26 protein-coding genes and 3 tRNA genes are annotated in these 24610 nt (G+C 70.4%); 21 read left to right on the top strand and 8 right to left on the bottom strand.

The features are described 5' to 3' along the window. Nucleotides 1-136 precede the first annotated feature (136 nt). From ACZ39I_RS31620 to ACZ39I_RS31610, 3 genes are all read right to left on the bottom strand, one after another. A complete protein-coding gene (locus ACZ39I_RS31620) occupies nt 137-796 on the bottom strand; it encodes a LuxR C-terminal-related transcriptional regulator (RefSeq protein WP_467248502.1) in 660 nt (219 codons plus the stop codon). A 293-nt stretch (nt 797-1089) separates the two neighbouring features. Further along, nucleotides 1090-2433, bottom strand: coding sequence for a sensor histidine kinase (locus ACZ39I_RS31615; RefSeq protein WP_467248329.1), 1344 nt, complete (start codon nt 2431-2433; stop codon nt 1090-1092). Nucleotides 2434-2545: 112 nt separating this feature from the next. After that, complete coding sequence (locus ACZ39I_RS31610) at nt 2546-3769, bottom strand: sensor histidine kinase (RefSeq protein WP_467248328.1); 1224 nt, start codon at nt 3767-3769, stop codon at nt 2546-2548. A gap of 221 nt (nt 3770-3990) precedes the next feature. Between ACZ39I_RS31610 and ACZ39I_RS31605 the strand changes: the two genes are divergently transcribed. From ACZ39I_RS31605 to ACZ39I_RS31545, 13 genes are all read left to right on the top strand, one after another. Continuing rightward, complete coding sequence (locus ACZ39I_RS31605; protein ID WP_352390636.1) at nt 3991-4413, top strand: NADH-quinone oxidoreductase subunit A; 423 nt, start codon at nt 3991-3993, stop codon at nt 4411-4413. Further along, on the top strand, nt 4404-5114 hold the full coding sequence (locus tag ACZ39I_RS31600) for an NADH-quinone oxidoreductase subunit B (RefSeq protein WP_467248326.1): 711 nt from the start codon (nt 4404-4406) through the stop codon (nt 5112-5114). Before ACZ39I_RS31605 ends, ACZ39I_RS31600 begins: the two co-directional genes overlap by 10 nt. Further along, nucleotides 5111-7018 (top strand): NADH-quinone oxidoreductase subunit C, encoded by a 1908-nt coding sequence (locus ACZ39I_RS31595; RefSeq protein WP_467248325.1) that lies wholly within the window; start codon nt 5111-5113, stop codon nt 7016-7018. Before ACZ39I_RS31600 ends, ACZ39I_RS31595 begins: the two co-directional genes overlap by 4 nt. Then, nucleotides 7015-7983, top strand: a complete 969-nt coding sequence (locus tag ACZ39I_RS31590; RefSeq protein ID WP_467248324.1) for a complex I subunit 1/NuoH family protein — start codon at nt 7015-7017, stop codon at nt 7981-7983. The genes ACZ39I_RS31595 and ACZ39I_RS31590 overlap by 4 nt, the downstream gene beginning before the upstream one ends. Before the next feature lie 2 nt (nt 7984-7985). Beyond that, on the top strand, nt 7986-8555 hold the full coding sequence (locus ACZ39I_RS31585) for a NuoI/complex I 23 kDa subunit family protein (protein WP_467248323.1): 570 nt from the start codon (nt 7986-7988) through the stop codon (nt 8553-8555). Then, complete coding sequence (locus ACZ39I_RS31580) at nt 8552-9334, top strand: NADH-quinone oxidoreductase subunit J family protein (protein WP_467248322.1); 783 nt, start codon at nt 8552-8554, stop codon at nt 9332-9334. Before ACZ39I_RS31585 ends, ACZ39I_RS31580 begins: the two co-directional genes overlap by 4 nt. After that, nucleotides 9334-9750, top strand: a complete 417-nt coding sequence (gene nuoK, locus ACZ39I_RS31575; RefSeq protein ID WP_467248321.1) for an NADH-quinone oxidoreductase subunit NuoK — start codon at nt 9334-9336, stop codon at nt 9748-9750. The genes ACZ39I_RS31580 and nuoK overlap by 1 nt, the downstream gene beginning before the upstream one ends. Next, nucleotides 9747-11741, top strand: a complete 1995-nt coding sequence (locus tag ACZ39I_RS31570; RefSeq protein ID WP_467248320.1) for an NADH-quinone oxidoreductase subunit 5 family protein — start codon at nt 9747-9749, stop codon at nt 11739-11741. Before nuoK ends, ACZ39I_RS31570 begins: the two co-directional genes overlap by 4 nt. A gap of 6 nt (nt 11742-11747) precedes the next feature. Beyond that, a complete protein-coding gene (locus tag ACZ39I_RS31565; protein ID WP_467248319.1) occupies nt 11748-13322 on the top strand; it encodes an NADH-quinone oxidoreductase subunit M in 1575 nt (524 codons plus the stop codon). A 14-nt stretch (nt 13323-13336) separates the two neighbouring features. Next, nucleotides 13337-14881 carry an NADH-quinone oxidoreductase subunit N gene (locus ACZ39I_RS31560; protein WP_467248501.1) on the top strand — a complete coding sequence of 515 codons (1545 nt, stop codon included), beginning with the start codon at nt 13337-13339 and terminating at the stop codon, nt 14879-14881. Nucleotides 14882-15087: 206 nt separating this feature from the next. Then, the gene (gene htpX / locus ACZ39I_RS31555; RefSeq protein ID WP_467248318.1) at nt 15088-15951 is read left to right on the top strand and encodes a zinc metalloprotease HtpX; all 864 of its coding nucleotides are present in this window, start codon (nt 15088-15090) and stop codon (nt 15949-15951) included. Then, nucleotides 15948-16340, top strand: a complete 393-nt coding sequence (locus ACZ39I_RS31550) for a YccF domain-containing protein (RefSeq protein WP_467248317.1) — start codon at nt 15948-15950, stop codon at nt 16338-16340. The genes htpX and ACZ39I_RS31550 overlap by 4 nt, the downstream gene beginning before the upstream one ends. Before the next feature lie 81 nt (nt 16341-16421). After that, nucleotides 16422-16991, top strand: a complete 570-nt coding sequence (locus ACZ39I_RS31545) for an SMI1/KNR4 family protein (RefSeq protein ID WP_467248315.1) — start codon at nt 16422-16424, stop codon at nt 16989-16991. A gap of 31 nt (nt 16992-17022) precedes the next feature. Here the strand turns inward: ACZ39I_RS31545 and ACZ39I_RS31540 are convergent, their stop codons facing one another. After that, the gene (locus tag ACZ39I_RS31540) at nt 17023-18267 is read right to left on the bottom strand and encodes an APC family permease (RefSeq protein ID WP_467248312.1); all 1245 of its coding nucleotides are present in this window, start codon (nt 18265-18267) and stop codon (nt 17023-17025) included. Nucleotides 18268-18416: 149 nt separating this feature from the next. Between ACZ39I_RS31540 and ACZ39I_RS31535 the strand changes: the two genes are divergently transcribed. Beyond that, a complete protein-coding gene (locus tag ACZ39I_RS31535) occupies nt 18417-18683 on the top strand; it encodes a GlsB/YeaQ/YmgE family stress response membrane protein (protein WP_467248310.1) in 267 nt (88 codons plus the stop codon). 109 nt (nt 18684-18792) lie between these two features. Here ACZ39I_RS31535 and ACZ39I_RS31530 read toward each other — a convergent pair whose 3' ends face one another. Continuing rightward, nucleotides 18793-19281 carry a YajQ family cyclic di-GMP-binding protein gene (locus ACZ39I_RS31530; protein WP_020120527.1) on the bottom strand — a complete coding sequence of 163 codons (489 nt, stop codon included), beginning with the start codon at nt 19279-19281 and terminating at the stop codon, nt 18793-18795. Between the two features lie 234 nt (nt 19282-19515). Between ACZ39I_RS31530 and ACZ39I_RS31525 the strand changes: the two genes are divergently transcribed. Next, nucleotides 19516-19597: transfer RNA gene (locus ACZ39I_RS31525), tRNA-Tyr, on the top strand. A gap of 126 nt (nt 19598-19723) precedes the next feature. Here the strand turns inward: ACZ39I_RS31525 and ACZ39I_RS31520 are convergent. After that, nucleotides 19724-20263, bottom strand: coding sequence for a hypothetical protein (locus ACZ39I_RS31520; protein ID WP_467248308.1), 540 nt, complete (start codon nt 20261-20263; stop codon nt 19724-19726). A 138-nt stretch (nt 20264-20401) separates the two neighbouring features. Between ACZ39I_RS31520 and ACZ39I_RS31515 the strand changes: the two genes are divergently transcribed. Next, on the top strand, nt 20402-20614 hold the full coding sequence (locus ACZ39I_RS31515) for a hypothetical protein (protein WP_352390602.1): 213 nt from the start codon (nt 20402-20404) through the stop codon (nt 20612-20614). A gap of 122 nt (nt 20615-20736) precedes the next feature. Here ACZ39I_RS31515 and ACZ39I_RS31510 read toward each other — a convergent pair whose 3' ends face one another. Next, the gene (locus tag ACZ39I_RS31510) at nt 20737-21393 is read right to left on the bottom strand and encodes an NAD(P)H-binding protein (protein WP_467248305.1); all 657 of its coding nucleotides are present in this window, start codon (nt 21391-21393) and stop codon (nt 20737-20739) included. 142 nt (nt 21394-21535) lie between these two features. Beyond that, a complete protein-coding gene (locus ACZ39I_RS31505) occupies nt 21536-22807 on the bottom strand; it encodes an amidohydrolase family protein (RefSeq protein WP_467248303.1) in 1272 nt (423 codons plus the stop codon). A gap of 256 nt (nt 22808-23063) precedes the next feature. Between ACZ39I_RS31505 and ACZ39I_RS31500 the strand changes: the two genes are divergently transcribed. From ACZ39I_RS31500 to ACZ39I_RS31480, 5 genes are all read left to right on the top strand, one after another. Next, nucleotides 23064-23136: transfer RNA gene (locus ACZ39I_RS31500), tRNA-Thr, on the top strand. A gap of 46 nt (nt 23137-23182) precedes the next feature. Further along, nucleotides 23183-23255: transfer RNA gene (locus ACZ39I_RS31495), tRNA-Met, on the top strand. Between the two features lie 88 nt (nt 23256-23343). Further along, nucleotides 23344-23508, top strand: coding sequence for a 50S ribosomal protein L33 (gene rpmG / locus ACZ39I_RS31490; RefSeq protein WP_003948671.1), 165 nt, complete (start codon nt 23344-23346; stop codon nt 23506-23508). A 102-nt stretch (nt 23509-23610) separates the two neighbouring features. Further along, entirely contained in the window at nt 23611-24063 is a 453-nt protein-coding gene (locus ACZ39I_RS31485) for an FAS1-like dehydratase domain-containing protein (RefSeq protein WP_467248300.1), read from the top strand. A gap of 8 nt (nt 24064-24071) precedes the next feature. Further along, complete coding sequence (locus ACZ39I_RS31480) at nt 24072-24500, top strand: MaoC family dehydratase (protein ID WP_467248500.1); 429 nt, start codon at nt 24072-24074, stop codon at nt 24498-24500. Nucleotides 24501-24610 lie beyond the last annotated feature (110 nt).

Genomic DNA, 24610 nt, shown 5'->3' with positions numbered 1-24610 from the left:
GATGGACGGCGTTTTGAGACGGTTCAAAGCCCTGAATTGTCACGATTTACTCGCCCCCGGCGCTCTCCTTGAAGACGCTCCCTCATCGTTCTCGGTTCTCGGTCGACTCCCGCTGATCTGACACGGTGTCAGATGCTCACGAGTTCAGGTAGGTCAGCACCGCCAGCACCCGCCGGTGGTCCCCGACGCTCGGGGACAGCCCGAGCTTCAGGAAGATGTTGCTGACGTGCTTCTCCACGGCCCCGTCGCTCACGACGAGCTGCCGCGCGATCGCCGAGTTGGTGCGCCCCTCGGCCATCAGCCCCAGGACCTCCCGCTCCCGGGGAGTGAGATGGGCGAGCACGTCCTGCTTCCGGCTGCGGCCCAGCAGCTGAGCGACCACCTCGGGGTCGAGGGCGGTGCCGCCCTCGGCCACCCGCACCACCGCGTCCACGAACTCGCGCACCTCCGCGACCCGGTCCTTGAGCAGATACCCCACCCCGCGGCTGGACCCGGCCAGCAGCTCGGTGGCATACCGCTCCTCCACGTACTGCGAGAGTACGAGTACCCCGAGTCCGGGATGTGCCTTGCGCAGTTGTACGGCGGCTCGCACGCCTTCGTCCGTGTGCGTCGGAGGCATCCGCACATCGGCGACCACGACGTCGGGCAGCTCGCCCTGGGCGTCCAGCTCACCGATGGTCTTGATCAGTGCCTCCCCGTCGCCCACACCGGCCACGACGTCGTGCCCGCGGTCGGTCAGCAACCGGGTCAGGCCCTCCCTCAGCAGCACTGAATCCTCGGCGATGACCACCCGCACCCTGTCCTCCACGACTCTCGGCCCCCCAGCCCACTGCCTGCCCACTTGCTGGACAAGTCCAGCATTCCAGCATTCGGATGCGGGCGGGCGCGAGCAACGGGAATAGGTCCCCTGAATCCGAACAAAGCCCCGAAACAGGGGTCCACGCTCGGAATCCGGCCAGGTTCGGGGGCACTGGCGCGGCACAGCAGAGCCGTACGCATCCGGGTCGTACGCATCTGGGTCGTACGCATCGGGAACGGAGAAGGGCGGCGGAGGCGAAAACGCCCCGCCGCCCCCCTACGGAGAACCCGTCACACCCGCTCGCTCCGCCAGGGCAGCTCCGCCGTCACCCGGGTGGGCCCCCCGGCCGGCGAGTCCACCACCAGGATCCCGTCGACCGCGTCCAGCCGTTCCGCAAGGCCCGCGAGCCCGGACCCGGAGGACACGTCGGCCCCGCCCACCCCGTTGTCCACGACCTGCAGCAGCAGCCGGTCCTCCACCCGCCACACATCCACCGCGGCGAACGTCGCCCGGGAGTGCTTGCTGATGTTCTGCAACAGCTCGGACACCGTGAAGTACGCGATCCCCTCGATGGCCGGCGCGGGCCGCGAGGGCAGATCCACCTCCACCTGCACCGGCACCGTGCACCGGGACGCCACCGAGGACAGCGCGGCGTCCAGCCCCCGGTCCGTCAGCACTGCCGGATGAATCCCCCGCGCCAGGTCCCGCAGCTCCTGCAGCGCCGTCTTCACCTCACCGTGCGCCTCTTCCACCATCCGCGCCGCGGCCTGCGGGTCCTCGGTGAGCTTCTCCTTCGCCAGCCCCAGATCCATCGCCAGCGCCACCAGCCGGGCCTGCGCCCCGTCGTGCAGATCCCGCTCGATGCGCCGCAGATCCGCCGCCGCCGTGTCCACCACGACCCCCCGGTCCGACTCCAGCTCCACCACCCGCGCCGACAGCCGGGTCGGCCCCAGCAGCCCGTGCACCATCACCCGGTCCACCGTCGTCAGCGCCCGCACGATCCACGGCGTGGACAGCGTGAACAGCAGTCCCACCAGCGCCGTCACACCGATCTCGAACGGGTTGTTCAGATAGATGTGGTGGGTCTCGTCGCCGTAGAGCTGCAGCCCGTCCTGACCGGCGTACGCCGGGAAGACCCAGAACCACAGCGGATACGTCAGCAGCGCCCAGCCGTACACCCAGAAGTTCACCGCGACGACGAAGGAGAACACCGCCCACGGCAGCTGCAGCACGGAGTACAGCAGCGTCCGCCATGACGTCCCGCTCTTGAGCACCGCCCCCATCCACGCCATGAACCCGGACTTCCCGATCCTGAGCGGCTCCGGATCGCCGACCTCGAGACCCAGCAGCCCCCGGGCCCGCGCCCGCTCCAGCGCCCCGAGCCCGCGGCATCCGGCGAGCCCGGCCGCGAAGACCGGAATGCCGAGGAAGGTCACGAGCAGGCCCGCGCCGAGCGAGATCATCGTGACGGCGTACGTGAACATCAGGATGCTGATCGGCAGGCTCAGCAGCACATAGCCGAACTCCCGCCAGGTCCGCCCCTCGAACGGCGCCCGCAGCCCCGCCGGGACCCGGTGCCGCCGTACCGTCCCGGGGAACCCGAGCCCACTGTCGTACCCGTAGTCCGTGGCCATCGACGTCGTCCTTCTTCTCTCGTCCCGCGCCTGTCGTGTCGTACCTCCACCCTGCTGGGCCGCAGGTCGACGGACCATGGAGGTCGTCGGCCTCTTCGAAGGGGGGTTTTCCCTACCTCTTGTCCGCGGCCCGGTCCCGCCACGGCAGCTCCGCCGTGACCACCGTCGGTCCGCCCGGCGGGGAGTCGATGACGAACAGTCCGTCGACCGCGTCGAGGCGCTCCGCGAGCCCGCGCATCCCGGTGCCGCCGTCTAGCCGGGCGCCGCCGCGGCCGTCGTCCCACACCTGGATGAGCAGCCGGTTCTCCGACCGCCACACGTCGACCGACGCCGACCGCGCCCCGCTGTGCTTGCTGATGTTCTGGAGCAGTTCGGAGACGGTGAAGTAGGCGATCCCCTCGATCGCCGCCACCGGCCGCGCGTCGAGGTCGGCGGTCACCTTCACCGGCACCGTGCAACGTGAGGCGACCGACGACAGGGCGGCGTCGAGTCCGCGGTCGGTCAGTACGGCGGGATGGATGCCCCGCGCGAGATCGCGCAGTTCTTGGAGCGCCAGCTTCACCTCGCCGTGCGCCTCCGCGACCATCGCCTGCGCGTGCTCCGGGTCCTCCAGGAGCTTCTCCTTGGCGAGGCCGAGCCCCATGGCCAGGTTGACGAGCCGGGCCTGTGCCCCGTCGTGCAGATCCCGCTCGATGCGCCGCAGGTCGGACGCAGCCGCGTCCACCACGACCCCCCGGTCAGACTCCAGTTCGGCGATACGGCGTTCCAGCTCGTCGGAAGGCGACAGCAGCCCGCGCACCATCGCCCGGTCGACGTTGGCCAGGCCCCGCGCGATGAACGGCAGCACCGGCCACAGCACGAACAACGAGGTCAGCGTGATCGTGAAGGTGAGCACGCCCCACGGCAGCCGGATGAAGTCGTACAGCACCGTCCGCCAGCCCACGGGGTCCTTGACCCCCATCCACAGCTGGGCGAAGAAGCCGTTGCCGCCGTTCTTGGTGCGCCACGGCAGGCGGCTCGGCTCGTCCACCCGCACCCCGAGCAGGGCCCGGGCCCGCGCCCGCTCCAGCTTGCCCAGCTGCCGCGCGCCCAGCAGACCCGCCGCGAGCAGCGGGAACCCGATCACCGTGACGGTCAGCCAGAAGCCGGTGAACAGCACCGTCACGACATAGGTGAAGCCGAGGACCGACACCGGGAGGTTCGCCAGCAGATGCGCGATCTCCTTCCAGGTGTGCGCGTCGAAGGCGAAACGGGCCGGCGGCGGCCGGCCGTCGTCGGATCCGCCGTCTGGGCCGGTGATCACGGCGCGGCTGGGGGAGGAGTGGCGTTCGGTCATATGGGCTAGCGTGCCGCGCGCGACCGCCGAGCGCCATGAGGCGGACCGCCGCGCCGTGCTGGGGAAAACCCCACCCCCGCCCTTCGGATGGCTTTCCTTGGGTGACGGGCTGCTTACCGTGCCTTTATCAGGGCCTAGACTCCCGTGCGTACAGATCGTCGAACAGTGGTGTCCAGCGTGACCACTGTGTTCAGCGTGCTCACAGGGAGTGAGGGGCGGACGTGCCGGAACCGACCGTCGTCGATGCAACCGTCGTCGATCCGACCGTCGTCGCGGCGGACTACTTCCAGTCGTACTCGGTCGTCGGACTGCTCGCCGTCGTCGGCGTGCTGTTCGTCGCGGTCGCCTTCGGCGCCGGACGGCTGCTGCGACCCGTGGTCCCCACCCCGGAGAAACTGCTGACGTACGAGTGCGGGGTCGACCCCGTCGGCGAAGGCTGGGCCCACACCCAGGTCCGCTACTACGTCTACGCCTTCCTCTACGTCATCTTCGCCGTCGACTCGATCTTCCTGTTCCCCTGGGCCACCGTCTTCGCGGCCCCCGGCTACGGCGCGACGACCCTTGTCGAGATGTTCGTCTTCCTCGGCTTCCTCGCCGTGGGACTCCTGTACGCGTACAAGAAGGGTGTCCTGGCATGGACGTGAACCCCGCCGCCGAATCCCCTTCGCACTCCGTGGCCGACTCCTCCGCGAGCTCTGCGGCCGGCCCCGCCGCCACGGAGCCCGTACTGCTCTCGGAGCCGAAACGGCTGGGCGCCCTCTCCCGCCTCGCCCCCGAGCCGATGAAGGTGATCCTCAACTGGGGCCGCCGCTACTCCCTCTGGGTCTTCAACTTCGGCCTCGCCTGTTGCGCCATCGAGTTCATCGCCGCGTCCATGGCCCGCCACGACTTCATCCGCCTCGGCGTCATCCCCTTCGCCCCGGGCCCCCGCCAGGCCGACCTGATGGTCGTCTCCGGCACGGTCACGGACAAGATGGCACCGGCGGTGAAACGCCTGTACGAACAGATGCCGGAGCCGAAGTACGTCATCTCCTTCGGCGCGTGCAGCAACTGCGGAGGCCCGTACTGGGACTCCTACTCCGTCACCAAGGGCGTCGACCAGATCATCCCCGTCGACGTCTACGTCCCCGGCTGCCCGCCCCGCCCCGAGGCGCTGCTCCAGGGCATCCTGAAGCTCCAGGAGAAGATCGCGAGGGAGTCGCTGGGGGAGCGGTACGGGTACGGGGCGTCCGCGGCACGCCCGTCGGCGGCCGCGCTGCAGAGCGGGCTGGTCCAGCCGCCGGCGGTGGCGCCGGCAGCGGCGCCGGCAGCGGTGTCGGCTCCGGACGAGGAGGACTCGCAGTGACCGCCGTCGGCTGGCTCCCCGCCCCCGCCGAGGAACTCTTCGGCCCCGAGGCCACCGCCGAGGAGTCCTACGAGGTCCTGACGGTCGACGTCCCGCCCACGACCTGGCTCACCGCACTGCGCGTCGCCCGCGACGACCTGGGCTGCACCTTCTTCGACTGGCTCAGCGCCGTCGACGAACCCGGCACCGGCTTCCGCGTGGCCGCCCACGTGGCCGCCCTCTCCCCGGTACGACGCCTGCTCCTGCGCACCACAGTTGCCCACGACACGCCGGTGCTGCCCACCGCCGTCGACATCTACGCGGGCGCCGCCTGGCACGAGCGCGAGACCTACGAAATGTTCGGCGTCACCTTCGAGGGCCATCCCTCCCTGGACCACCTCCTGCTGCCGGAAACCTTCGAGGGCCACCCCCTGCGCAAGGACTTCGTCCTGGCGGCCCGCGTCGCCAAGGCCTGGCCCGGCGCGAAGGAACCGGGCGAGTCCGAACACGGCGGCCCCAAACGCCGCCAGATGCTCCCCCCAGGAGTCCCCGACCCCAACGAATGGGGCCCCCTGAAGGGCCAACTCCCCCCGGCCCCCACCCGCCGCACCCCAGGAGAACGGCCACCCCGCCCGACGGGCGACCGTCCGGTGCGCCGGGCGCGTTCGGCTGGGGAAGGGTCGGCGAGTCAGGGGTCAGCGAGTCAGGGGTCCGGGGCGTCGGGGCCGGCGGGCGCGGCGGGCGCGGCGGGTACGTCGGGTGCGGCTGAGGTCGCGGGCGGTCCGCGTCGGGTGCGTTCGGCTTCGGAGGGGTCGGCGAGTCAGGCGGAGGCGTCTGAGGTCCCGGGGTCGGCGGATGCGGCTGGGGTCGCGGGTGGTCCGCGTCGGGCGCGTTCGGCTGCGGAGGGGTCGGTGAGCCGGCTGGATGCGGCCGGGGCGTCGGCTGCGGCGGGCGCGTCGGGAGCTGGTCCGCGTCGGGCGGGTACGGCGGACGAGGGCTCAGCGAGCCAGACCGCGCCCGGGGCGACGGAGGATGCTGCACCGACCCCACCGACGGGTGTGCCCCGGCGTACACGTACCGCCGCGCAGGGTTCGGCCGGCCAGACGGCACCAGAAGCCGACGGCACCGGAACCGGCACCGGCGCCGGTACGGCAGCCCCGGCCAACGGCGCCCCCGGGTCGGAGGCTCTGGCACCTGGCTTGTCTGCGTCCGCGACGGATGACCCGGTACCGGGATCACCCGCACCCGTGTCGGAGAGCCCGGTGCCTGATGCTTCCGTACCCGCGTCGGAGGCCCCGGCGCCGGATGCGCCCGCAACCGAGTCGGACAGCACGGCGTCGGAAGCGCCCGCACCTCAGCCTCGGGGAGCCGCGGCGGGGGGTGCCCCGAGCGGACCCCGTCGGGCACGTACCGCCTCTGGCGGTTCCGCGAGTCGGAGGGCCACCGCGACCGGCTCCGAGCCGTCGGCCGACGACGCGAGCACGAACCCCGCGCCGCCGAAGCCCCCCACGGCTCCTCGCAGCCCGGACGCACCGTGGCACCACGCCCGCCCGGCCTTCGACAACCCGGAACCGGAGCGGTCTCCCACGCCCGAGGGCACCGAAGTCTCCGAACGCCCTGGAGAGCCCGAAGCGCGCAAGACCACCGGGGAGCCAACGCCTTCGAAAACCTCGGCCCCAGAAGACCCCGCGTCTACCGAAGACCCCGCGTCTACCGAAGGCCCCGCGTCTTCCGAAGGCCCTGCGCCTTCCGAAGACCCCGCGCCTTCCGATGAACCCACGGCTTCTGAAGGCCCCGCGGTTCGAGAGGAGCCGCCTGCTTCCGGCGAGCCGGCCTCCGAGGACTCCACAGTCCCCGAAGAAGACAGAGCACCCGAAAAGACCAAGGACTCCACCCCCGACAAGCCCGCAGGAGGCCCGCAGTGAACGACGCTCTCGACGTCGCCCTGCGACTCCTGATCGTCTTCGTCGTCTTCCTCACCTTCCCCCTGATCATCGGTCAGGCCGAGCACAAGGTGATGGCCCACATGCAGGGCCGCCTCGGCCCGATGTACGCCGGCGGCTTCCACGGCTGGGCCCAACTCGTTGCGGACGGCGTGAAGTTCGCCCAGAAGGAAGACGTCGTACCCGCGGGCGCGGACCGCCGTGTCTTCCAACTCGCCCCCGCCGTCGCCCTCCTGCCCTACCTCCTCGTCCTCCTCGCCATCCCGATCGGCCCGGGAGAGGGCGCCGTCGGCGAGGTCGTCGACGCCGGCGTGTTCTTCGTGCTCGCCGTGATGGGTGTGGGCGTCCTCGGTTCCCTCATGGCCGGCTGGGCCTCCGCCAACAAGTTCTCCCTCCTCGGCGGCCTGCGCACCGCCGCACAGCTCCTCGCCTACGAACTCCCGATGCTCCTCACCGCCGCCTCGGTGGCGATGGCGGCCGGAACCGTCTCCCTCCCCGGCATCCTCGACGCCTTCGAGTGGTGGTGGCTGCCCTGGCAGATCGTCGGCGCGATCGTCTTCTTCATCGCCGGCCTCGCCGAACTCCAGCGCCCTCCCTTCGACATGCCGGTCGCCGACTCGGAGATCATCTTCGGCGCCTACACCGAGTACACCGGCCTGCGCTTCGCCCTGTTCCTCCTCGCCGAATATGCCGGAATCGTCGTCCTGTGCGGTCTGACCACCGTCCTCTTCCTGGGCGGCTGGCACGGCCCCTGGGGCGTCGACGGTCTCGGCTGGGTCTGGACCCTCCTCAAGACGGCCGTGCTCGCCTTCGTCGTCATCTGGCTCCGCGTGACCTACCCCCGCCTGCGCGAGGACCAGCTCCAGAAGCTCTCCTGGACCCTCCTCGTCCCCCTCTCCCTCGCCCAGATCGCCCTCACCGGCATCGTCAAGGTGGTGATCCAGTAACCATGGCCCCCATTCCTGGCTCCGGTCTGGCCAAGGGCCTGGCCGTCACCCTGCGCACGATGACGAAGAAGACCGTCACCGAGCAGTACCCCGACGCCCAGCCCGACCTCCCGCCCCGTACCCGCGGGGTGATCGGCCTGTTCGAGGAGAACTGCACGGTCTGCATGCTGTGCGCCCGTGAGTGCCCCGACTGGTGCATCTACATCGACTCCCACAAGGAGACGGTCCCGGCGGCGACCCCAGGTGGCCGCGAACGCAGCCGCAACGTCCTCGACCGCTTCGCCATCGACTTCTCCCTGTGCATGTACTGCGGTATCTGCATCGAGGTGTGTCCTTTCGACGCCCTGTTCTGGTCCCCGGAGTTCGAGTACGCCGAGACCGACATCCGCGACCTCACCCACGAGCGCGACAAGCTCCGGGAGTGGATGTGGACCGTCCCGGCCCCACCGGCCCTCGACCCCGGCGCCGAGGAGCCGAAGGAGATCGCCACCGCCCGCAAGACGGCCGAGAAGCTGGCGGCGGCGCAGGCCGAGCCGACCACGCCGGCCGAGCCCCAGGGGGAAGAGTCGTGACCCTCGCTCAGGAGGCGCACGGCTTCCTCTCCCCGACCGGTGTCGAGATCGCCTTCCTCCTCGTCGGCCTGGTCACCTTCGGCGCCGCGATCGTCACCGTCACCACCAAGCAGCTGGTGCACGCCGCTCTGTGGCTGGTGGTGGCCCTCGGTGGCCTCGCCGTCGAATACCTCCTGCTCACCGCCGAGTTCATCGCCTGGGTGCAGGTCCTGATCTATGTGGGTTCCGTCGTCGTCCTCCTTCTGTTCGGTCTGATGCTCACCAGGGCCCCCATCGGCCGCTCGCCGGACGCCGACTCCGGCAACCGATGGGCCGCCCTCGTCGTGGCCCTCGCCGCAGCGGCCGCTCTGGTCTGGGTGGTCGCCGACGCCTTCCGCACCACCTGGATCGACCTCGACGGGCCGGCCGCCGGCTCCACCGAGGCCACCGGCGCGAGCCTCTTCCAGAACTGGGTCCTCCCCTTCGAGGCCCTCTCCGTCCTGCTCCTCGCGGCACTGGTCGGCGCGATCGTCCTGTCCCGCAAGGTGAAGGCGGAGTCGAGCTCTCCCCCTGTGAACTCCCGAGCCGTGAGCGGTGGTTCCCCATCCGTCCCGGATTCCCGTAATCACCCGATCAGGCGAAATGAGCCGATCTCGGGAACCGGGTCGGCCAAGGGCTCCAAGTCGGCTGGGGACTCCAAGTCGGCCAGGGGCTCCGAGTCGGCCACAGGGTCCGAGTCAGCCACGGCGTCCGAGACCGCCAAGGAAGCCGAGTCAGCCGAACAGGAAGGTGCCCGCTGATGCACCTCGCCTATCCCGCCGTACTCTCCGCCCTCCTCTTCTGCACCGGCCTGTACGGCGTCCTCGCCCGCCGCAACGCGATCCTCATCCTCATGTCGGTCGAGCTGATGCTCAACGCCGTCAACCTGAACCTGGTCGCCTTCGACGTCTGGCTCAGCAAGGCCGCCCAGGAGACCCTGCACTCCGGCCAGGCCCTGACCCTGTTCACCATCACCATCGCCGCCGCCGAGATCGGTATCGGCCTCGCGATCGTCCTTGCCGTCCACCGCAACCGCGGCACCGCCGACATCGACAAACTCCGCGACACGGCGGAGGGCCACGACCCCGACGACCGCGACGACTCCGACAGCGAAGCCCGCCCGGCCGAGCAGGCCGCACGATCCGGGCGGACCGGGAAGGCTGAGGCCACCGCGTGACCACGACCACCCTCGCCGTCCTCGTCCCCGTCCTCCCCTTCCTGGGCGCCGCAGCCGGCCTGCTCCTCGGCCGCACGGCCCCCGGCTTCGTCCGCCCGCTCGCCGTCCTGCCTCCCCTGGCCGCCCTCGTGCTCGCCGCGGTGGTCGCCGTACTCCAAGGCGGCGACCAGGCGGTGAACGCCGCCACCGAACTCACCCCGACCGGCTCGGTCCCCATCGAACTCGCCCTGCACATCGACGGCTTCGCCGCGCTCGTCGCCGTCCTGGTCGGCCTCGTCGCCACCTGTGTGCAGATCTACTCGACGGGCTATCTGCGCGACGACCCGCGCTACCCCTCGTACGCCGCACTCGTCTCCCTCTTCACCTCCGCGATGCTGCTCGTCGTCTACTCCGGCGACCTGATCGTGCTGCTGGTCGGCTGGGAGATCATGGGTATCTGCTCGTATTTCCTGGTCGGCCACTACTGGGAGACCCCCGAGGCCCGCGCCGCCTCCCTCAAGGCCTTCCTGGTGACCAAACTCGGTGACGTCCCCTTCCTGATCGGCCTGTTCGCGCTGGCCACCGACGTCGGCTCCTTCCAAATCACCAGCGTCCTCGACGCCGTCGCGCACGGCGGACTCGATCACCCGACCCTGATCGCCCTGCTCCTCCTCGCAGGCGTGGCCGGCAAGTCGGCGCAGTTCCCACTGCACACCTGGCTCCCCGACGCGATGGCCGGCCCCACGCCCGTCTCCGCGCTGATCCACGCCGCGACGATGGTGGCCGCCGGTGTCTACTTCATCGCCCGTCTCCTCCCGGTCTTCGAGGCATCCCAGGCCGCGATGGTGGTCCTCGCCGTCATGGCCGCCGTCACGATGCTCGGCTCCGGTCTCGCCGCACTCGCCCAGGACGACATCAAGCGCGTCCTCGCCTACTCGACGATCGGCCAGCTCGGCTACATGACCGGCGCACTCGCCGTCGGCGACCGCGGTGCCGCCGTCTTCCACCTCCTGTCCCACGGCGCCTTCAAGGCGCTGCTCTTCCTCGCGGCCGGCGTGATCATCCACGCCGCCGGCACCAACTCACTGGCCGCCATGTCCCGTATGAAGGACCTGCCTGCCCGCATCCCTGACGCGTTCTGGACGATGACCGTGGCGCTCCTCGCGCTCGCCGCGATCCCGCCCTTCAGCGGTTTCTTCTCCAAGGAGTCCGTCCTCGGCGCCGCCGAGCACGTCGCCACCGGCCACACCGAACACGCACCCGGCGCCGCGGGCTGGATCACCCTGGTCGCCGGCCTCCTCACGGCCGTGCTCACCGCCGCCTACGCGACCCGCCTGTGGCTGCTGGCCTTCCGCGGACGGGGCACCGAGGCCCCCGACCACGGCCGGCAGCCGCTGACGATGAACGTGGTCCTGTGGGTCCTGGCGGCTCCCTCCCTCGCCCTCGGTGCGTTCGCCTACCGCGTGCTGCCCGACTGGTTCGACGGCCGCGACCTCGCCCCGGCCCTCACCACGTCCGTCGTCGGCACGGGTGCGGCCCTGGTCGGCGGCATCGTCACCTACGCGGCCTGGCGGCACACCCGCGCGATCGCTGCCCGCGTCCCGCTCGGCGCGGTCGCCGCCCACCCCGAGGGTGACGCGGGACTGGTCGAGGCCGAGGCCATCGCCACCCACGAGCCCGCCTACGGAGACGTGGCCCACGTGCCGGACCCGGCGGACCCCGGACGACTGCTGCTCGGCCCGCTGCACCGCCACGCGGCCGTCGGCTTCCACCTGGACGCCCTGTACACGGCCCTCTTCGTCCGCCCGGTCCAAGCCGGAGCCGACCTCGTCCGCTTCCTGGACCGCGAGGTCGTCGAGACCTACGTGCGCGGCGCGGGAACGCTGCCCCGCTGGCTCGGCACCGCCGTGCGACGGGCCCAGACCGGCAATCTGCAGACCTATGTGAGCGCGCTGCTCGCCGGCACCGTCGTCCTCGCGGTCGCCGTCGTCCTCGTCGCCACGGGAGCGTGAGCAGGCGTGATCGATATCAACGAGTCCGTGATGCAGTTCCTTCTGGCGTTCGTCGTGGCCGGCCCGCTCCTCGGTGCCGTCACGGCCGTACTGCCCGCCCCGCCCGGACTGAAGGGGAAGTCGCCCGACCAGGCCGTACTGCGACACGGCGTGACCGTCACCGGCGTGATCCTCATTGCCGCGATCGTCCTCGCGCTCGGCTTCGACCACGACCATCCGTCGAAGATGCAGGCCACGACCGACATCAGCTGGATCCCCGCACTCGACGTGCGCATCCACCTCGGCATCGACGGCATCTCCCTCCCCCTTCTGGTCCTGACCGCGCTGCTGACCTTCCTCTGCGCGCTCTACTCCTACTTCAAAATGCCTTCGGGCCCGTCCCCGAAGGCCTTCGTCGCGCTGCTGCTCGTCCTGGAGTCCGGCACCCTCGCGACCTTCGCCGTCCTCGACCTGCTGCTGTTCTTCCTCGCGTTTGAGACGGTGCTCATCCCGATGTACTTCCTCATCGCCCGCTGGGGCGGCGCGGACCGCCAGGCCGCCGCCTGGCGCTTCATCCTCTACACACTGCTCGGCTCGGTCGTCATGCTGCTCGGCCTGCTCCTGATCGGGATCAAGGCGGGCACATTCGACATGGTGGCACTCGCCACTGACAACGGCCGGTCGCTGACCGCGTCCGTGCAGGTCATTGCCGTTCTGGCGATCGGGATCGGGCTCGCGGTCAAGACCCCGATGTGGCCGCTGCACAGCTGGCTGCCCGATGCCCACACCGCCGCGCCGACCGTCGGGTCGGTGCTGCTGGCCGGCGTCCTGCTGAAGATGGGTACGTACGGGTTCGTCCGGATTCTGCTGCCGATCGCGCCCGACGGCTTCCGCGACTTCGCGCCCTACCTCGCCGCCTTCGCCGTAGTCGGGATCATCTACGGATCCCTCGCCTGCCTGGCCCTCGCCAAGCGGGGCGCCAAGGGTGATCTCAAACGCCTCATCGCCTACTCCTCCGTCGGCCACATGGGCTTCGTCCTGCTCGGCATCGCCACCATGACCCCGACCGGCGTGAACGGCGCCCTGTTCGCCAACATCGCCCACGGCCTCATCACCGGCCTGCTGTTCTTCCTGGTCGGCGCCCTGAAGGACCGCACCGGCACTACCGACCTCGACACCCTGGCCGAGGAGAGCGGCGCCGCCCTGTACGGCAAGGCCCCCCGCCTCGGCGGCCTGCTGGCCTTCGGCGCGGTCGCCTCGCTCGGCCTGCCCGGCCTCGCTGGATTCTGGGGCGAGATGCTGGCGCTCTTCGGCGCCTTCAAGCCCGCCGACGACCTCAGCCGCCCCGCCTTCCTCACCTTCATGGCGATCGGCGCGTTCGGCACCCTGCTGACGGCCGCGTACATGCTCGTCGTGGTCCGCCGCGTCTGCATGGGCGCCGCACCCCAGGACGCCCCCCAGCTCGCCGACGTCCACACGTACGAGTTCGCGGCCTGGACGCCGCTCGTCGCCCTCACCGTCGTGGCGGGTCTGTGGCCGAAGGCCCTCCTCGGCCTCACCGACCCGGCCGTCCAGCAGCTCCTCGCAGGAGGCAACCGATGAGCACCCCCGCCGCCATGGTCCAGCCATGGGCATCATCGGCCGAGCCGCTGACCGCGACGGCCGCGAACCTCGTCCAGTCCGTCGACTGGCTCGCCATCGCGCCGCCCACCGTCGCGGCGGTCGTCGGACTCGTCGTCCTCGTCGCCGACCTGTTCGTCGGCGAGCAGAAGAAGAGCCTGCTCGGGTGGGTCTCGGTCACGGGCCTGGCCGCCTCCGCGCTCCTGCTGCTGCCTCTCCTGGACGGCGACCGCAGCACCTTCTGCCTGACCGGCGATCCCCACATCTGCAGCTACACGGCCGACCGCTTCACGCTCGTCCTCCAGTTCCTCGTCCTCGGCGGCGCCCTCCTGGCCGCCCTCCTGTCGGTCACCACCCTCAAGGACGCCGACAAGAGACTCCCCGAAGGGGAGTACTGGTTCCTGCTGCTCTCCTCAGCCGCCGGCGCCGCCCTCCTGCCGGCCTCCCGCGACCTCGCGACCCTGATCGTCGCCCTGGAAGTCGCCTCCCTGCCCGCCTTCGCCCTCGTCGGCATCCGGCACGGCGACAGGAAGTCCTCCGAAGCGGCCCTGAAGTTCTTCCTGTCCTCGGTCACCGCCACCGCGGTCAGCCTCATGGGCATCAGCTTCGTGTACGCCTCCACGGGCACCCTCTACCTCACCCAGGTCGCCGACCGCATCCAGCACGTCGACGGACAGCTCCACACCCTCGCCCAGACCGGCGTCGTCCTCACCCTCGTCGGCTTCGCCTTCAAGACGGCCGCCGTGCCCTTCCACTTCTGGGTGCCCGACACCTACGTAGGCGCGCCACTCCCGATCGCCGCCTACTTGTCTGTCGTCGGCAAGGCGGTCGGCTTCTCCGGCCTGATCCTCGTCACCGTCGTCGCCCTGCCCTCGTACGCCGACGTCTGGGGCCCGGCCCTCGCCGCGCTCGCCGCCCTCACCATGACTGTCGGCAACCTCGGCGCCCTGCGACAGCAGACCACGCGCGCGTACAGCGCCGTACGGCTGCTCGCCTGGTCCTCCGTCGGCCAGGCCGGCTACCTCCTCGTGCCGATCGCCGCCGCCGCGTACTCCGACGACGCCGAGCGATCCGTAGGCTCCACCGTCGCCTACGCCCTCATGTACGCCGCCGTGAACCTCGGCGCCTTCGCCGTGGCCGCTCTGGTGGGCCGCACCAGGACCGCGAACCGCATCACCGACTACCGCGGCCTCTACGCGACCAACCCCCTCGCAGCCCTCCTGCTGGCCTTCTTCCTGTTCTGCCTGGCAGGGTTGCCGCCCGGCATCATCGGCCTGTTCGCCAAGGTCACCGTCTTCTCGGCGGCCGTGGACGCGGGCCTCGGCTGGCTCGCCGTGGTCATGGCCGTCAACGTCGTGATCGCGCTGTTCTACTACCTCCAGTGGACGACCCTGCTGTTCCGGGCACCAGAGGGCGAACCCGCCGCACACCGAGTCCCCGCCCCCCTCACCGCCGCCCTCGCCCTGACCGGCGTCCTCGGCGTCGCCCTGTCGGGCGCACCCCAACTGGTGCTGCGCTTCACCGACACCGGACTCTTCTGAACCGGCCCTCCCGGACCTGGACCCAGGACCGTCACCCGAACGGCTCACCTGGGCCTCCGTGCGCACAAGGGAACTAGTGGCCCGCGCCTGGCGTTGAGCAAGACGGGAAGGTCCACTGGACGTGACACCACGGACCGGTGGCATCGGAAGACATCGGAGACCAGCAAGCAAAGGGTTCCCCTGCTGCACCACTTGGAGGGCGTACCGTGCACCGCCGGCACAACGGGCTCAGGACCGCAGTCCTCCTCGGGGGACTGTCCGCACTCATCATCGTCATCGGCAGCTTCTTCGGCCGCATGGGGTTGGTGGTGGCCGTCCTGATCGCGCTGGGCACCAACGCGTACGCGTACTGGAACAGCGACAAGCTGGCTCTACGCGCGATGCGTGCCCGCCCGGTGAGCGAGTTCGAGGCACCGGCCCTCTACCGCATGGTCCGTGAGCTCTCCACCCAGGCCCGTCAGCCCATGCCGCGCCTGTACATCTCTCCGACCGAGGCACCCAACGCCTTCGCGACCGGCCGCAACCCGCGCAACGCCGCCGTGTGCTGCACCGACGGCATCCTGCGCATGCTGGACGAGCGCGAACTGCGCGGTGTCATCGGCCACGAACTCAGCCATGTCTACAACCGCGACATCCTGATCTCGTCGGTCGCCGGAGCCCTCGCCTCCGTGATCATGTTCCTGGTCAACTTCGCCTGGCTGATCCCGATCGGCCGCTCCGACGACGATGACGGTCCTGGCCTCCTCGGCATGCTGATGATCATGATCCTCGGACCGCTGGCGGCCGGCCTCATCCAGATGGCCATCAGCCGCTCCAGGGAGTACGAGGCGGACGCTTCCGGCGCCCAGCTCACCGGCGACCCCCTCGCACTCGCCAGCGCCCTGCGCAAGCTCGACATGGGCACCAAACAGCTGCCGTTGCCCCCCGAGCCACGCATCGAGACCGCGAGCCACATGATGATCGCCAACCCCTTCCGCCCCGGCCAGGGACTGTCCAAGATGTTCTCGACTCACCCGCCGATGGCGGAGCGCGTCGCCCGGCTCGAGAAGATGGCAGGTCGCCCCCAGTGAAAACCATCCTGAACGTCATCTGGCTCGTCCTGAGCGGCTTCTGGCTCTTCCTCGCCTACCTGGCCGCGGGCGCGCTGCTCTGCATCACCATCATCGGCATCCCGTTCGGCATCGCGGCCTTCCGCATCGCCGTCTACGCCCTGTGGCCCTTCGGGTACACCACGGTCGAGCGCCGCGACGCGGGCGCGCCCTCCTTCGTCGGCAACGTTTTGTGGCTGGTCCTCGCCGGCTGGTGGCTGGCCCTGGGCCACATCGCGACGGGCCTCGTCCTCTGCCTCACGATCATCGGCATCCCGTTCGGCATCGCGAACTTCAAGCTGATCCCCGTGTCCCTGTTCCCACTGGGCCGCGAAATCGTCTCCACGGACGAGCCGTTCGCAACCCGCTGACGGACGGGCCGGGTTTTTCCACAATCCGTGGGTTGTCCACAGGCCTGCCCGGCTGTCAGTGCCGCCCTGCATCATGAATGCATGACCGAGAGCGAGCAGTTGCTGGCACGGGTGGCGGACAAGGCCCGCAACACCCGTCCGTGGGGCTGGGCTTCCCTCCCCGAGCCGGTGGACCCGCCCACCCTGGCTCAAGCCGAGGCCGCGTTGGGCTTCCACCTGCCCCCACTGCTCGCCGCCCTCTACCTGCAGATAGGAGACGGCGGGTTCGGCCCGGAGTACGGCCTGTTGCCCCTGCTCGACGGCTCCCCGGCAGGCGAGCCCGCAGCCGTCGTGCAGTACCTGGCCAACCGCAAGAGCGGCCGCAAGGACCCCGACTGGCCCTGGCCCGAGGGCGTCCTGCCGATATCCCACTGGGGCTGTGCGATGTTCGCGTGCGTGGACTGCCACAGCCCCGAAGCCACCGTCCTCCTCTTCGAGCCGAACGCCGGCGACCATGATCACTCCTGGTTCGTGGACGCCCCGTCCCTCACGGACTGGCTGCAAGCCTGGGTCGACGGCACCGGCTGGTACGAGGAGATGAACGAGGAGCTGGAGATGGCTCCTTGGGCGGAGTTCCGGATACGCACGGCGCCGCCGACCCCCGCGACCTGACGAGCCGGGCCCAGGGGCACCTGCCGCCGACCTACCGTGCCGCCAACCACTGGCGTACGCCGTACGCCAGCACCCCGACCGCCAGCACCCCCGCGCCCACGACCACGGAAACCCCGGGAAGCGCGAACGCCAGCACCACACACCCGAGCAGCCCCACCACCGGCACCACCCGGACCGCCGGAGCCGAACCGAGCGTCCAGGCGGCTGCGTTGGCCACCGCGTAGTACGCGAGCACACCGAAGGAGGAGAAACCGATCGCGCCCCGTACGTCCACCGTGGCGGCGAGGACCGCGACCACCGCACCCACGGCCAGCTCGGCCCGGTAAGGTACCTGGAAACGGGGATGCACGGCGGACAGCGCGCCCGGCAGATGCCGGTCCCTGGCCATCGCCAGCGTCGTCCGTGAGACGCCCAGAATCAGGGCGAGCAGCGAGCCGAGCGCGGCCACGGCGGCACCCGCCCGCACCACCGGCACGAGCCCGGGCACCCCGGCCGCCCGCACTGCCTCGGCCAGCGGCGCGTCCGCACGGCCCAGAGCATCGGCGCCCAGCACGGAAAGGACAGCCACCGCCACACCCACGTACACCACCAGCGTGATGCCCAGGGCCAGGGGGATCGCGCGGGGGATGGTGCGCGCAGGGTCCCGTACCTCCTCACCGAGGGTCGCGATACGCGCGTACCCCGCGAACGCGAAGAACAGCAGACCGGCCGCCTGCAGCACTCCGCCCGCACCGCCGGAGACACCGGCATCCAGTCGCCCGGCCTGTGAGGCCCCGGACCCCAGACACACGACCACCACGGAAGCGAGGACAGCGAGGACCACCGCCACGATCGCCCGGGTCAGCCAGGCGGACTTCTGGATCCCGCCGTAGTTCACCGCGGTCAGCGCCACCACGGCCGCGACAGCCACGGCATGGGCCTGACCCGGCCAGACGTACGCACCCACCGTCAGCGCCATCGCCGCACAGGAGGCCGTCTTCCCCACCACGAACGACCAGCCCGCGAGATAACCCCAGAACGGTCCGAGCCGCTCCCGCCCGTACACATAGGTGCCGCCCGAGGCCGGATACAGGGCGGCCAGCCGCGCCGAGGACGTGGCGTTGCAGTAGGCCACCACGGCGGCGACCGCGAGTCCGAGCAGCAGCCCGGATCCGGCCGCGCGCGCTGCCGGCCCGAGGGCGGCGAAGATCCCTGCGCCGATCATCGAGCCGAGCCCGATGACGACGGCGTCCCCTACTCCCAAGGTGCGCCGCAGTTCGGCACCGGAATGCGTCATGAACCGCACCCTACTGATCGCATGCAACCGCAGGATGGGGCCCTGACGTCCTCTTCGGCAACGACACACGAACACCCGCTCGACGAACACCGCGCGCAAGCCGCATGCATACGACGTGCGGGCACAGCGCTGAAGGGCAGGTTCAGGGCATGAGCATCGTCGGCTGGATCATCCTGGGGTTGTTGGCCGGAGCCATCGCCAAACTCCTGCTGCCTGGCCGGGACCCGGGTGGCTTCATCGGGACGACCCTCATCGGCATCGCGGGCGCGTTCATCGGCGGCTGGATATCGGCCCGTTGGCTGGACCACCCGGTCACCAAGAACTTCTACGACGGGCCCACCTGGGCCGCCGCGATCGGTGGCTCCCTCGTGCTCCTGATCGCCTACCGTCTCCTGTTCGGCAACTCGCGCGACTGACCCCCGAACCGCAGCCAGCAGGCGAGAAGGGTGGGCACCGGCCAGGTGCCCACCCTTCCTCGTGGATCGGCGTCGAGCGGAGCCGATCGGTGCCGATCGATGAATCAGCTCACCGGTAGTTCACGAACTGGATCGCGAAGTCGAAGTCCTTGCCCTTCAACAGGGCGATGATGGACTGCAGGTCGTCACGGCTCTTCGAGCTGACTCGCAGTTCGTCGCCCTGGACCTGGGCCTTCACGCCCTTCGGGCCCTCGTCGCGGATGATCTTCGCGACCTTCTTCGCGTTGTCCTGGGAGATGCCCTCCTCGATCGACGCGAAGATCTTGTACTCCTTGCCGGAGAGCTGCGGCTCGCCCGCGTCGAGCGCCTTCAGCGAGATCCCGCGCTTGATCAGCTTGGACTGGAAGACGTCGAGGACGGCGTTGACCCGGTCCTCGGAGTTCGCCTCCATGAGGATCTTGTCACCGGACCACGAGATCGAGGCACCCACGCCCTTGAAGTCGTAGCGCTGGGAGATCTCCTTGGCGGCCTGGTTGAGGGCGTTGTCGACCTCCTGCCGCTCGACCTTCGAGACGATGTCGAAACTGGAGTCGGCCATGTCCTGTGGCTCCTTGTATCGGGGTGCGTGTCAGCGTGTGTACGGACGCGTATCGGCGTACGTGAGGGCGGTCGCCGAGCCGGTGTGAACCCGGGCCGCATCCGCCCAAGCCTAGTCACCCCATGCCCTCCGGGCGCAGATCAATCGGGTGGCGAAGCACCCCTCGGCATCGGGTATTGTTTACGTCGTTGCCACGGAGCACCGCCGAAAGACGGTTCGAAGGGCAGCAACCCCGGCGGTGTGCCCGAGCGGCCAAAGGGAGCAGACTGTAAATCTGCCGGCTCAGCCTTCCCAGGTTCGAATCCTGGCGCCGCCACGCTGAGAAAGAGACCCCTTCCGAACTGCGGAAACGCAGAGCGGAGGGGGTCCTTTCGTGTTTCGGGTGGGCCGTGTTTCGGGTGTTCCGGAGCGGGGTGTTGTGTCTCACCGTCGGTGCCGTGGGTCAGGACACGCGCTCGTGTTCCTCCCGCAGTGCTGCGCGCATGTAGTGGTAGCGGTCAAGAGTCCGGCGTCGCATCCAGACGGCCCAGCAGCAGAAGCCGATCATGAAGGCCGAGAAGACGAGCGGGAAGACCACTGATCCGGTGGCCACCCCGAGGGCGAGCAGGGCGGCCGCCGTCAGGCCCATGAAGCCCAGCGAGTACGGCAGCCACCGGCGCCTGCGTTCCAGCAGGCCCAGTTGGTCGTCGACCAGTCGTCGCATCGACTCCCGTTCCCCGGGCTCGCTCGGCACCTCGCGATGGCGGATCCTGCGGCCGAGCTCGACGAGCCCGTGGGGGTCGGTGCCCGCCGCGCGGCTTGTCCGGCGACGCTGCACGGCCACGAATGTGATGGCTATGGCGGCGTAGAGGGCCGCTTGAACCACCCAGAACACGGGATGGTCGCCCTGGCGGAACAAGGCGCTGGCACCCACACCCAGAAGGAAGATCAGAACCGCCTGTGCGGCCAGACTGCGGTCGAGCCAGCGCTTTAAGGAGCGCACGGCAGGTACCTCCTCGGAATCGACAGAAACCGCTGTCGCTTCCGAATACCCCTTCGGCAGGCGCCTATTGACGGGGGGTCACAAGACAACCGCCCACTCCAGACGCACTAACCCCTTCCGCCCGGGCACACTGACTGCATGTCCAGTCGTCGCAGGCTCTGCCCCGAATGCCGTCGCGAGATCGCCGTCGTCGCCGGCCGCTTCGCCCGGCACGACCCGCCTGGCGCGCGCGAGAGGGGACAGCTCGTCTCGTGCCCGGGTTCGCGCAGACAGGCGGAACTCGGAGCGGCCCAGCCGTCGTTGGACGGGTACGCAGTCCCCGTCGTATCCGGCCAGCTGCCCCTGTTCTGATGTTCTGACGCGCCGGGCGCCGGGAGCCTACGCCCCCGACCGCACGCCCGTCCGCGCCAGCAGCCCGTCCTCCGCGAACCCGAACCGAACCCGTACACCCGTACCCGCACCCGCGGGCACCCTCAGTTGCCGGCCACCGACTTCACCGCCACCGACACCGGCGTGGAACCGCTCACCAGCTCCAACGTCAGCCCTGCTGTCGCGGGTGTGTCCAGCAACTCCGCCAGTACGGCGGCCACGTCGTCGCGCGGGATCGGGCCACGGCCGGTGTGCGCTTCCAGGCGGACGAGACCCTTGCCGGCGTCGTCGGTGAGCGCGCCGGGACGCAGAATCGTCCAGTCCAGGGCGTCCAGGCCGCTCACATAGGCGTCCGCCTCGCCCTTGGCGCGCAGGTACACGTCGAAGATCTCGTCGCCCTCGTGCCGCGGGTCCGCGCCCATGGAGGACACGATCACGTAGCGCCGTACGCCCGCCAGGACCGCCGCGTCCGCGAACAGCATCGCGGCTGCCTTGTCCACGGTGTCCTTGCGGGACGCGCCGCTGCCGGGGCCCGCGCCCGCCGCGAAGACCGCCGCGTCCGCGCCCCGCAGAGCCGCCGCCACGTCCTCGACCGAGGCCGACTCCAGGTCCAGCAGGACCGGTTCGGCACCGACGTCCCGCAGGTCGTCGCCCTGTTCCGGGCGGCGGATGATCCCCGCGACCTCGTCCCCGCGCGCGGCGAGCAACCGCTCCAGCCGCAGCGCGATCTGACCATGACCACCAGCGATGACAATGCGCATGCCTTCGACCGTACGCCGGAACATCCGCGAACGCCGCGCCAGGGGAGTGCCGGGTGGGGCTGAGGGGCGCACAGGGGGCCCACGCCCCGCACCAGAACACCGCCGACACCGCCGCCTGCCCCGCCCCTGCCGACACCGCCACCTACCCCCGCCCCTGCCGAGGCAGCCCCAACTCCGCGGCCGCCGCCGAGTTGCAGTACTCGCGTACCGCGCTGGTCCGTGCCACCACGCGCCCCCGGTGCACCACGATCCGGCTGTACGCCAGGGAGAGCGCGCCGGCCAGGCGGTCGCCGCGTACCGCGAGCAACTCGGCCGGGAAGCCGGCCTCCACGCGGACCTCGGGCAGTCCGAGCACGGCTCGCGCCGACGTGCTCACCGCGTCGTAGGCGTCCTCCGGCCGCAGCCCGTAGCGGGAGGCGAGCAGGTACGCGGCCTCCAGCGGATCCCCGCGGCCCACCGGGTTGCAGGCGTCCCGCAGCGCGCCGCTGCCGGCGGCCACCCGGACCCCGGCCGCGCGCAGCAGCCGTACCGGAGCCGTGCCCCGGCGGTCCACGCCCGCGCAGCCGCCCTGCGGCAGGCACACCACGGCAACTCCGGCCGCCGCGAGCTGGTCGGCGGTGCGGGAGACCACCTCCGCGGGGAGCCGGTCGAGGCCCGCACAGGGGCCGAGGGTCACACCGGGCCGCAGCCCCCCGGCCATGGCGGCGAGCCGGGCGAGCCGGGCCGGGTCGGTGGCGTCGGTGTGCAGGTCGACGGGGCAGCCGTGTTCCGAAGCGACCTCCAGGACCGCCTCCGCGTAGCCGGTCGGATCGGGATCGAGATCCGGACAACCGCCCACCACCGAGGCCCCCATCTTCAGCGCGTCCCGCAACATGGCGAGCCCCTCCGCCCCCGCCACCCCGGTCAGCACCCTGGGCATCGCCACGGCCGTCAGCTCGGCGAGCCCGCGCAGCGACCGCCGCGCCTGGAGTACGGCGGCCAGCGCGCCCAACCCCTGGACGTCACCCACGCGCACGTGTGCCCGCAGCGCGGTCGCACCGTGCCCGAGCTGCAGCAGAGCCGCCTCCGTGGCCCGGCACTGGACGTCGTGCGGGTCGTAGGTGAGCGGCCCGTCCGCGTCGGCCGACAGGGCGGTGTCGCCGTGGGCGTGCGGCTCGGCCGGGGCAGGCAGGAGCAGATAGCCGTTGAGATCCACGCGCGCACCGCACGCGCGTGTGCCGCCCACGGCCAGGCTCCCGGCCGTTCCGACCGCCTCGATGCGCCCGCCGCCCAGCCGTACGTCCACGGTCCTGCCGTCGGTGAGCCGTGCCCCGCACAACAGGAGACCGGCCGCCTCGGAGGGGCCCGACGACGCGGCACCGGACGAGGACGACGAGGACGAGGAGTGGGGCGGCTGCGGCTGGCTGTCGGACATCGCGCTCCAGGGGCTCGGGCTGCGCAAGCCCGGAGCCGCCGGAACCGCGCAAGGGGACGCAAGATCACGCAGAGTGAGTCGAGCCTAGGGTGGCGGCGCGCCTGCGACGGGGAGGAGCGCAATAGTCGTACCGGTGTGGTCCGCCGTGCTGGAGGGGCTGTTGAGGGCTCCGGGAACCCTGTGGATCAAGGCACCCAGGGCGCCGCGAAACGGATTTGGGCGAACGGCGGCGGAGCGTGTAATGTCTTCATCGCTCGCCCCAATAGCTCAGTCGGCAGAGCGTCTCCATGGTAAGGAGAAGGTCTACGGTTCGATTCCGTATTGGGGCTCTGGTGTGTGAGGTTCCCGTCGCGAGGCGGGAACGGATCGCATCACAGCGGTGTAGCTCAGTCGGTAGAGCAAGCGGCTCATAATCGCTGTGTCACCGGTTCAAGTCCGGTCACCGCTACAGACAGTAGCCGATTGCGGGGTCGGTCCTTCGATCGGCTACTCTTCTATGCGTTAGTTGTCCCATCCGTTCGTCAAGGAGCACTCCTGTGGCTGCCACCGACGTCCGCCCGAAGATCACGCTGGCCTGCGTGGAGTGCAAGGAGCGGAACTACATCACCAAGAAGAACCGGCGTAACAACCCGGACCGACTGGAGATGAAGAAGCACTGCCCGCGTTGCAACGCGCACACCGCGCACCGCGAAACGCGATAAATCAGGCTCGTACGCGAGGCCGTCCCCGAGAGATCGGGGGCGGCCTCGCGTCGTTGAGGGACCCGATACCGGCCAGTAGAGCAAGCAGGAGGTGCCGAGCCCATGGCGCTCGACCAGTCCTTCGTGGGGCGGACCTATCCGCCCACCGCCCCCTATGAGGTGGGCCGGGAGAAGATCCGCGAGTTCGCCGAGGCGGTGGGGGACATCAACCCCGCGTACACGGACCCGGAGGCCGCCAAGGCGCTCGGCCACCCCGACGTCGTCGCCCCGCCGACCTTCGTGTTCTCGATCACCTTCAAGGCCGCGGGACAGGTCGTGCAGGACCCGCAGCTCGGCCTGGACTACAGCCGCGTGGTGCACGGCGACCAGAAGTTCGCCTATGTCCGCCCCGTGCGCGCCGGTGACCGTCTGACCGTCACCTCCACCATCGAGGCGATCAGGTCCATGGCCGGCAACGACATCCTGGACATCCGAGGCGAGGTCCACGACGAGGCCGGCGAACACGTGGTGACCGCCTGGACCAAGCTGGTCGCGCGCGCGGCAGAGGAGGCGTGACGAAGAACATGACGGCGAAGATCGCATACGACGACGTCGAGGTCGGCACCGAGCTGCCGGCCCAGACCTTCCCCGTGACGCGCGCCGGCCTCGTCCAGTACGCGGGCGCCTCCGGGGACTTCAACCCGATTCACTGGAACGAGAAGTTCGCCAAGGAGGTCGGACTGCCGGACGTCATCGCGCACGGCATGTTCACCATGGCCGAGGCGATCCGCGTGGTGACCGACTGGGCCGGCGACCCGGGCGCGGTCGTCGAGTACGGCGTCCGCTTCACCAAGCCCGTCGTCGTCCCGAACGACGACCAGGGCGCCGCGGTCGAGGTCGCCGCGAAGGTCGCCGCCAAGCTCGACGACAACACGGTCCGCGTCGACCTCACGGTGACCAGCGCTGGGCAGAAGGTGCTGGGGATGTCGCGAGCAGTCGTACGACTGGCCTGAGGGCCGACGGTCCGGCTGCCGATGTAAGGGGCGCTCTCCATGGTGGGGCGCTCCTTACTGCACTGCGTTCTGGAACCCCTGAAATACGTCCTGTACCCCACTCCTTGCCA

It is taken from the genome of Streptomyces sp. NPDC024687 (assembly GCF_055559055.1).
This window is presented reverse-complemented; position numbering and strand designations above follow the sequence as displayed.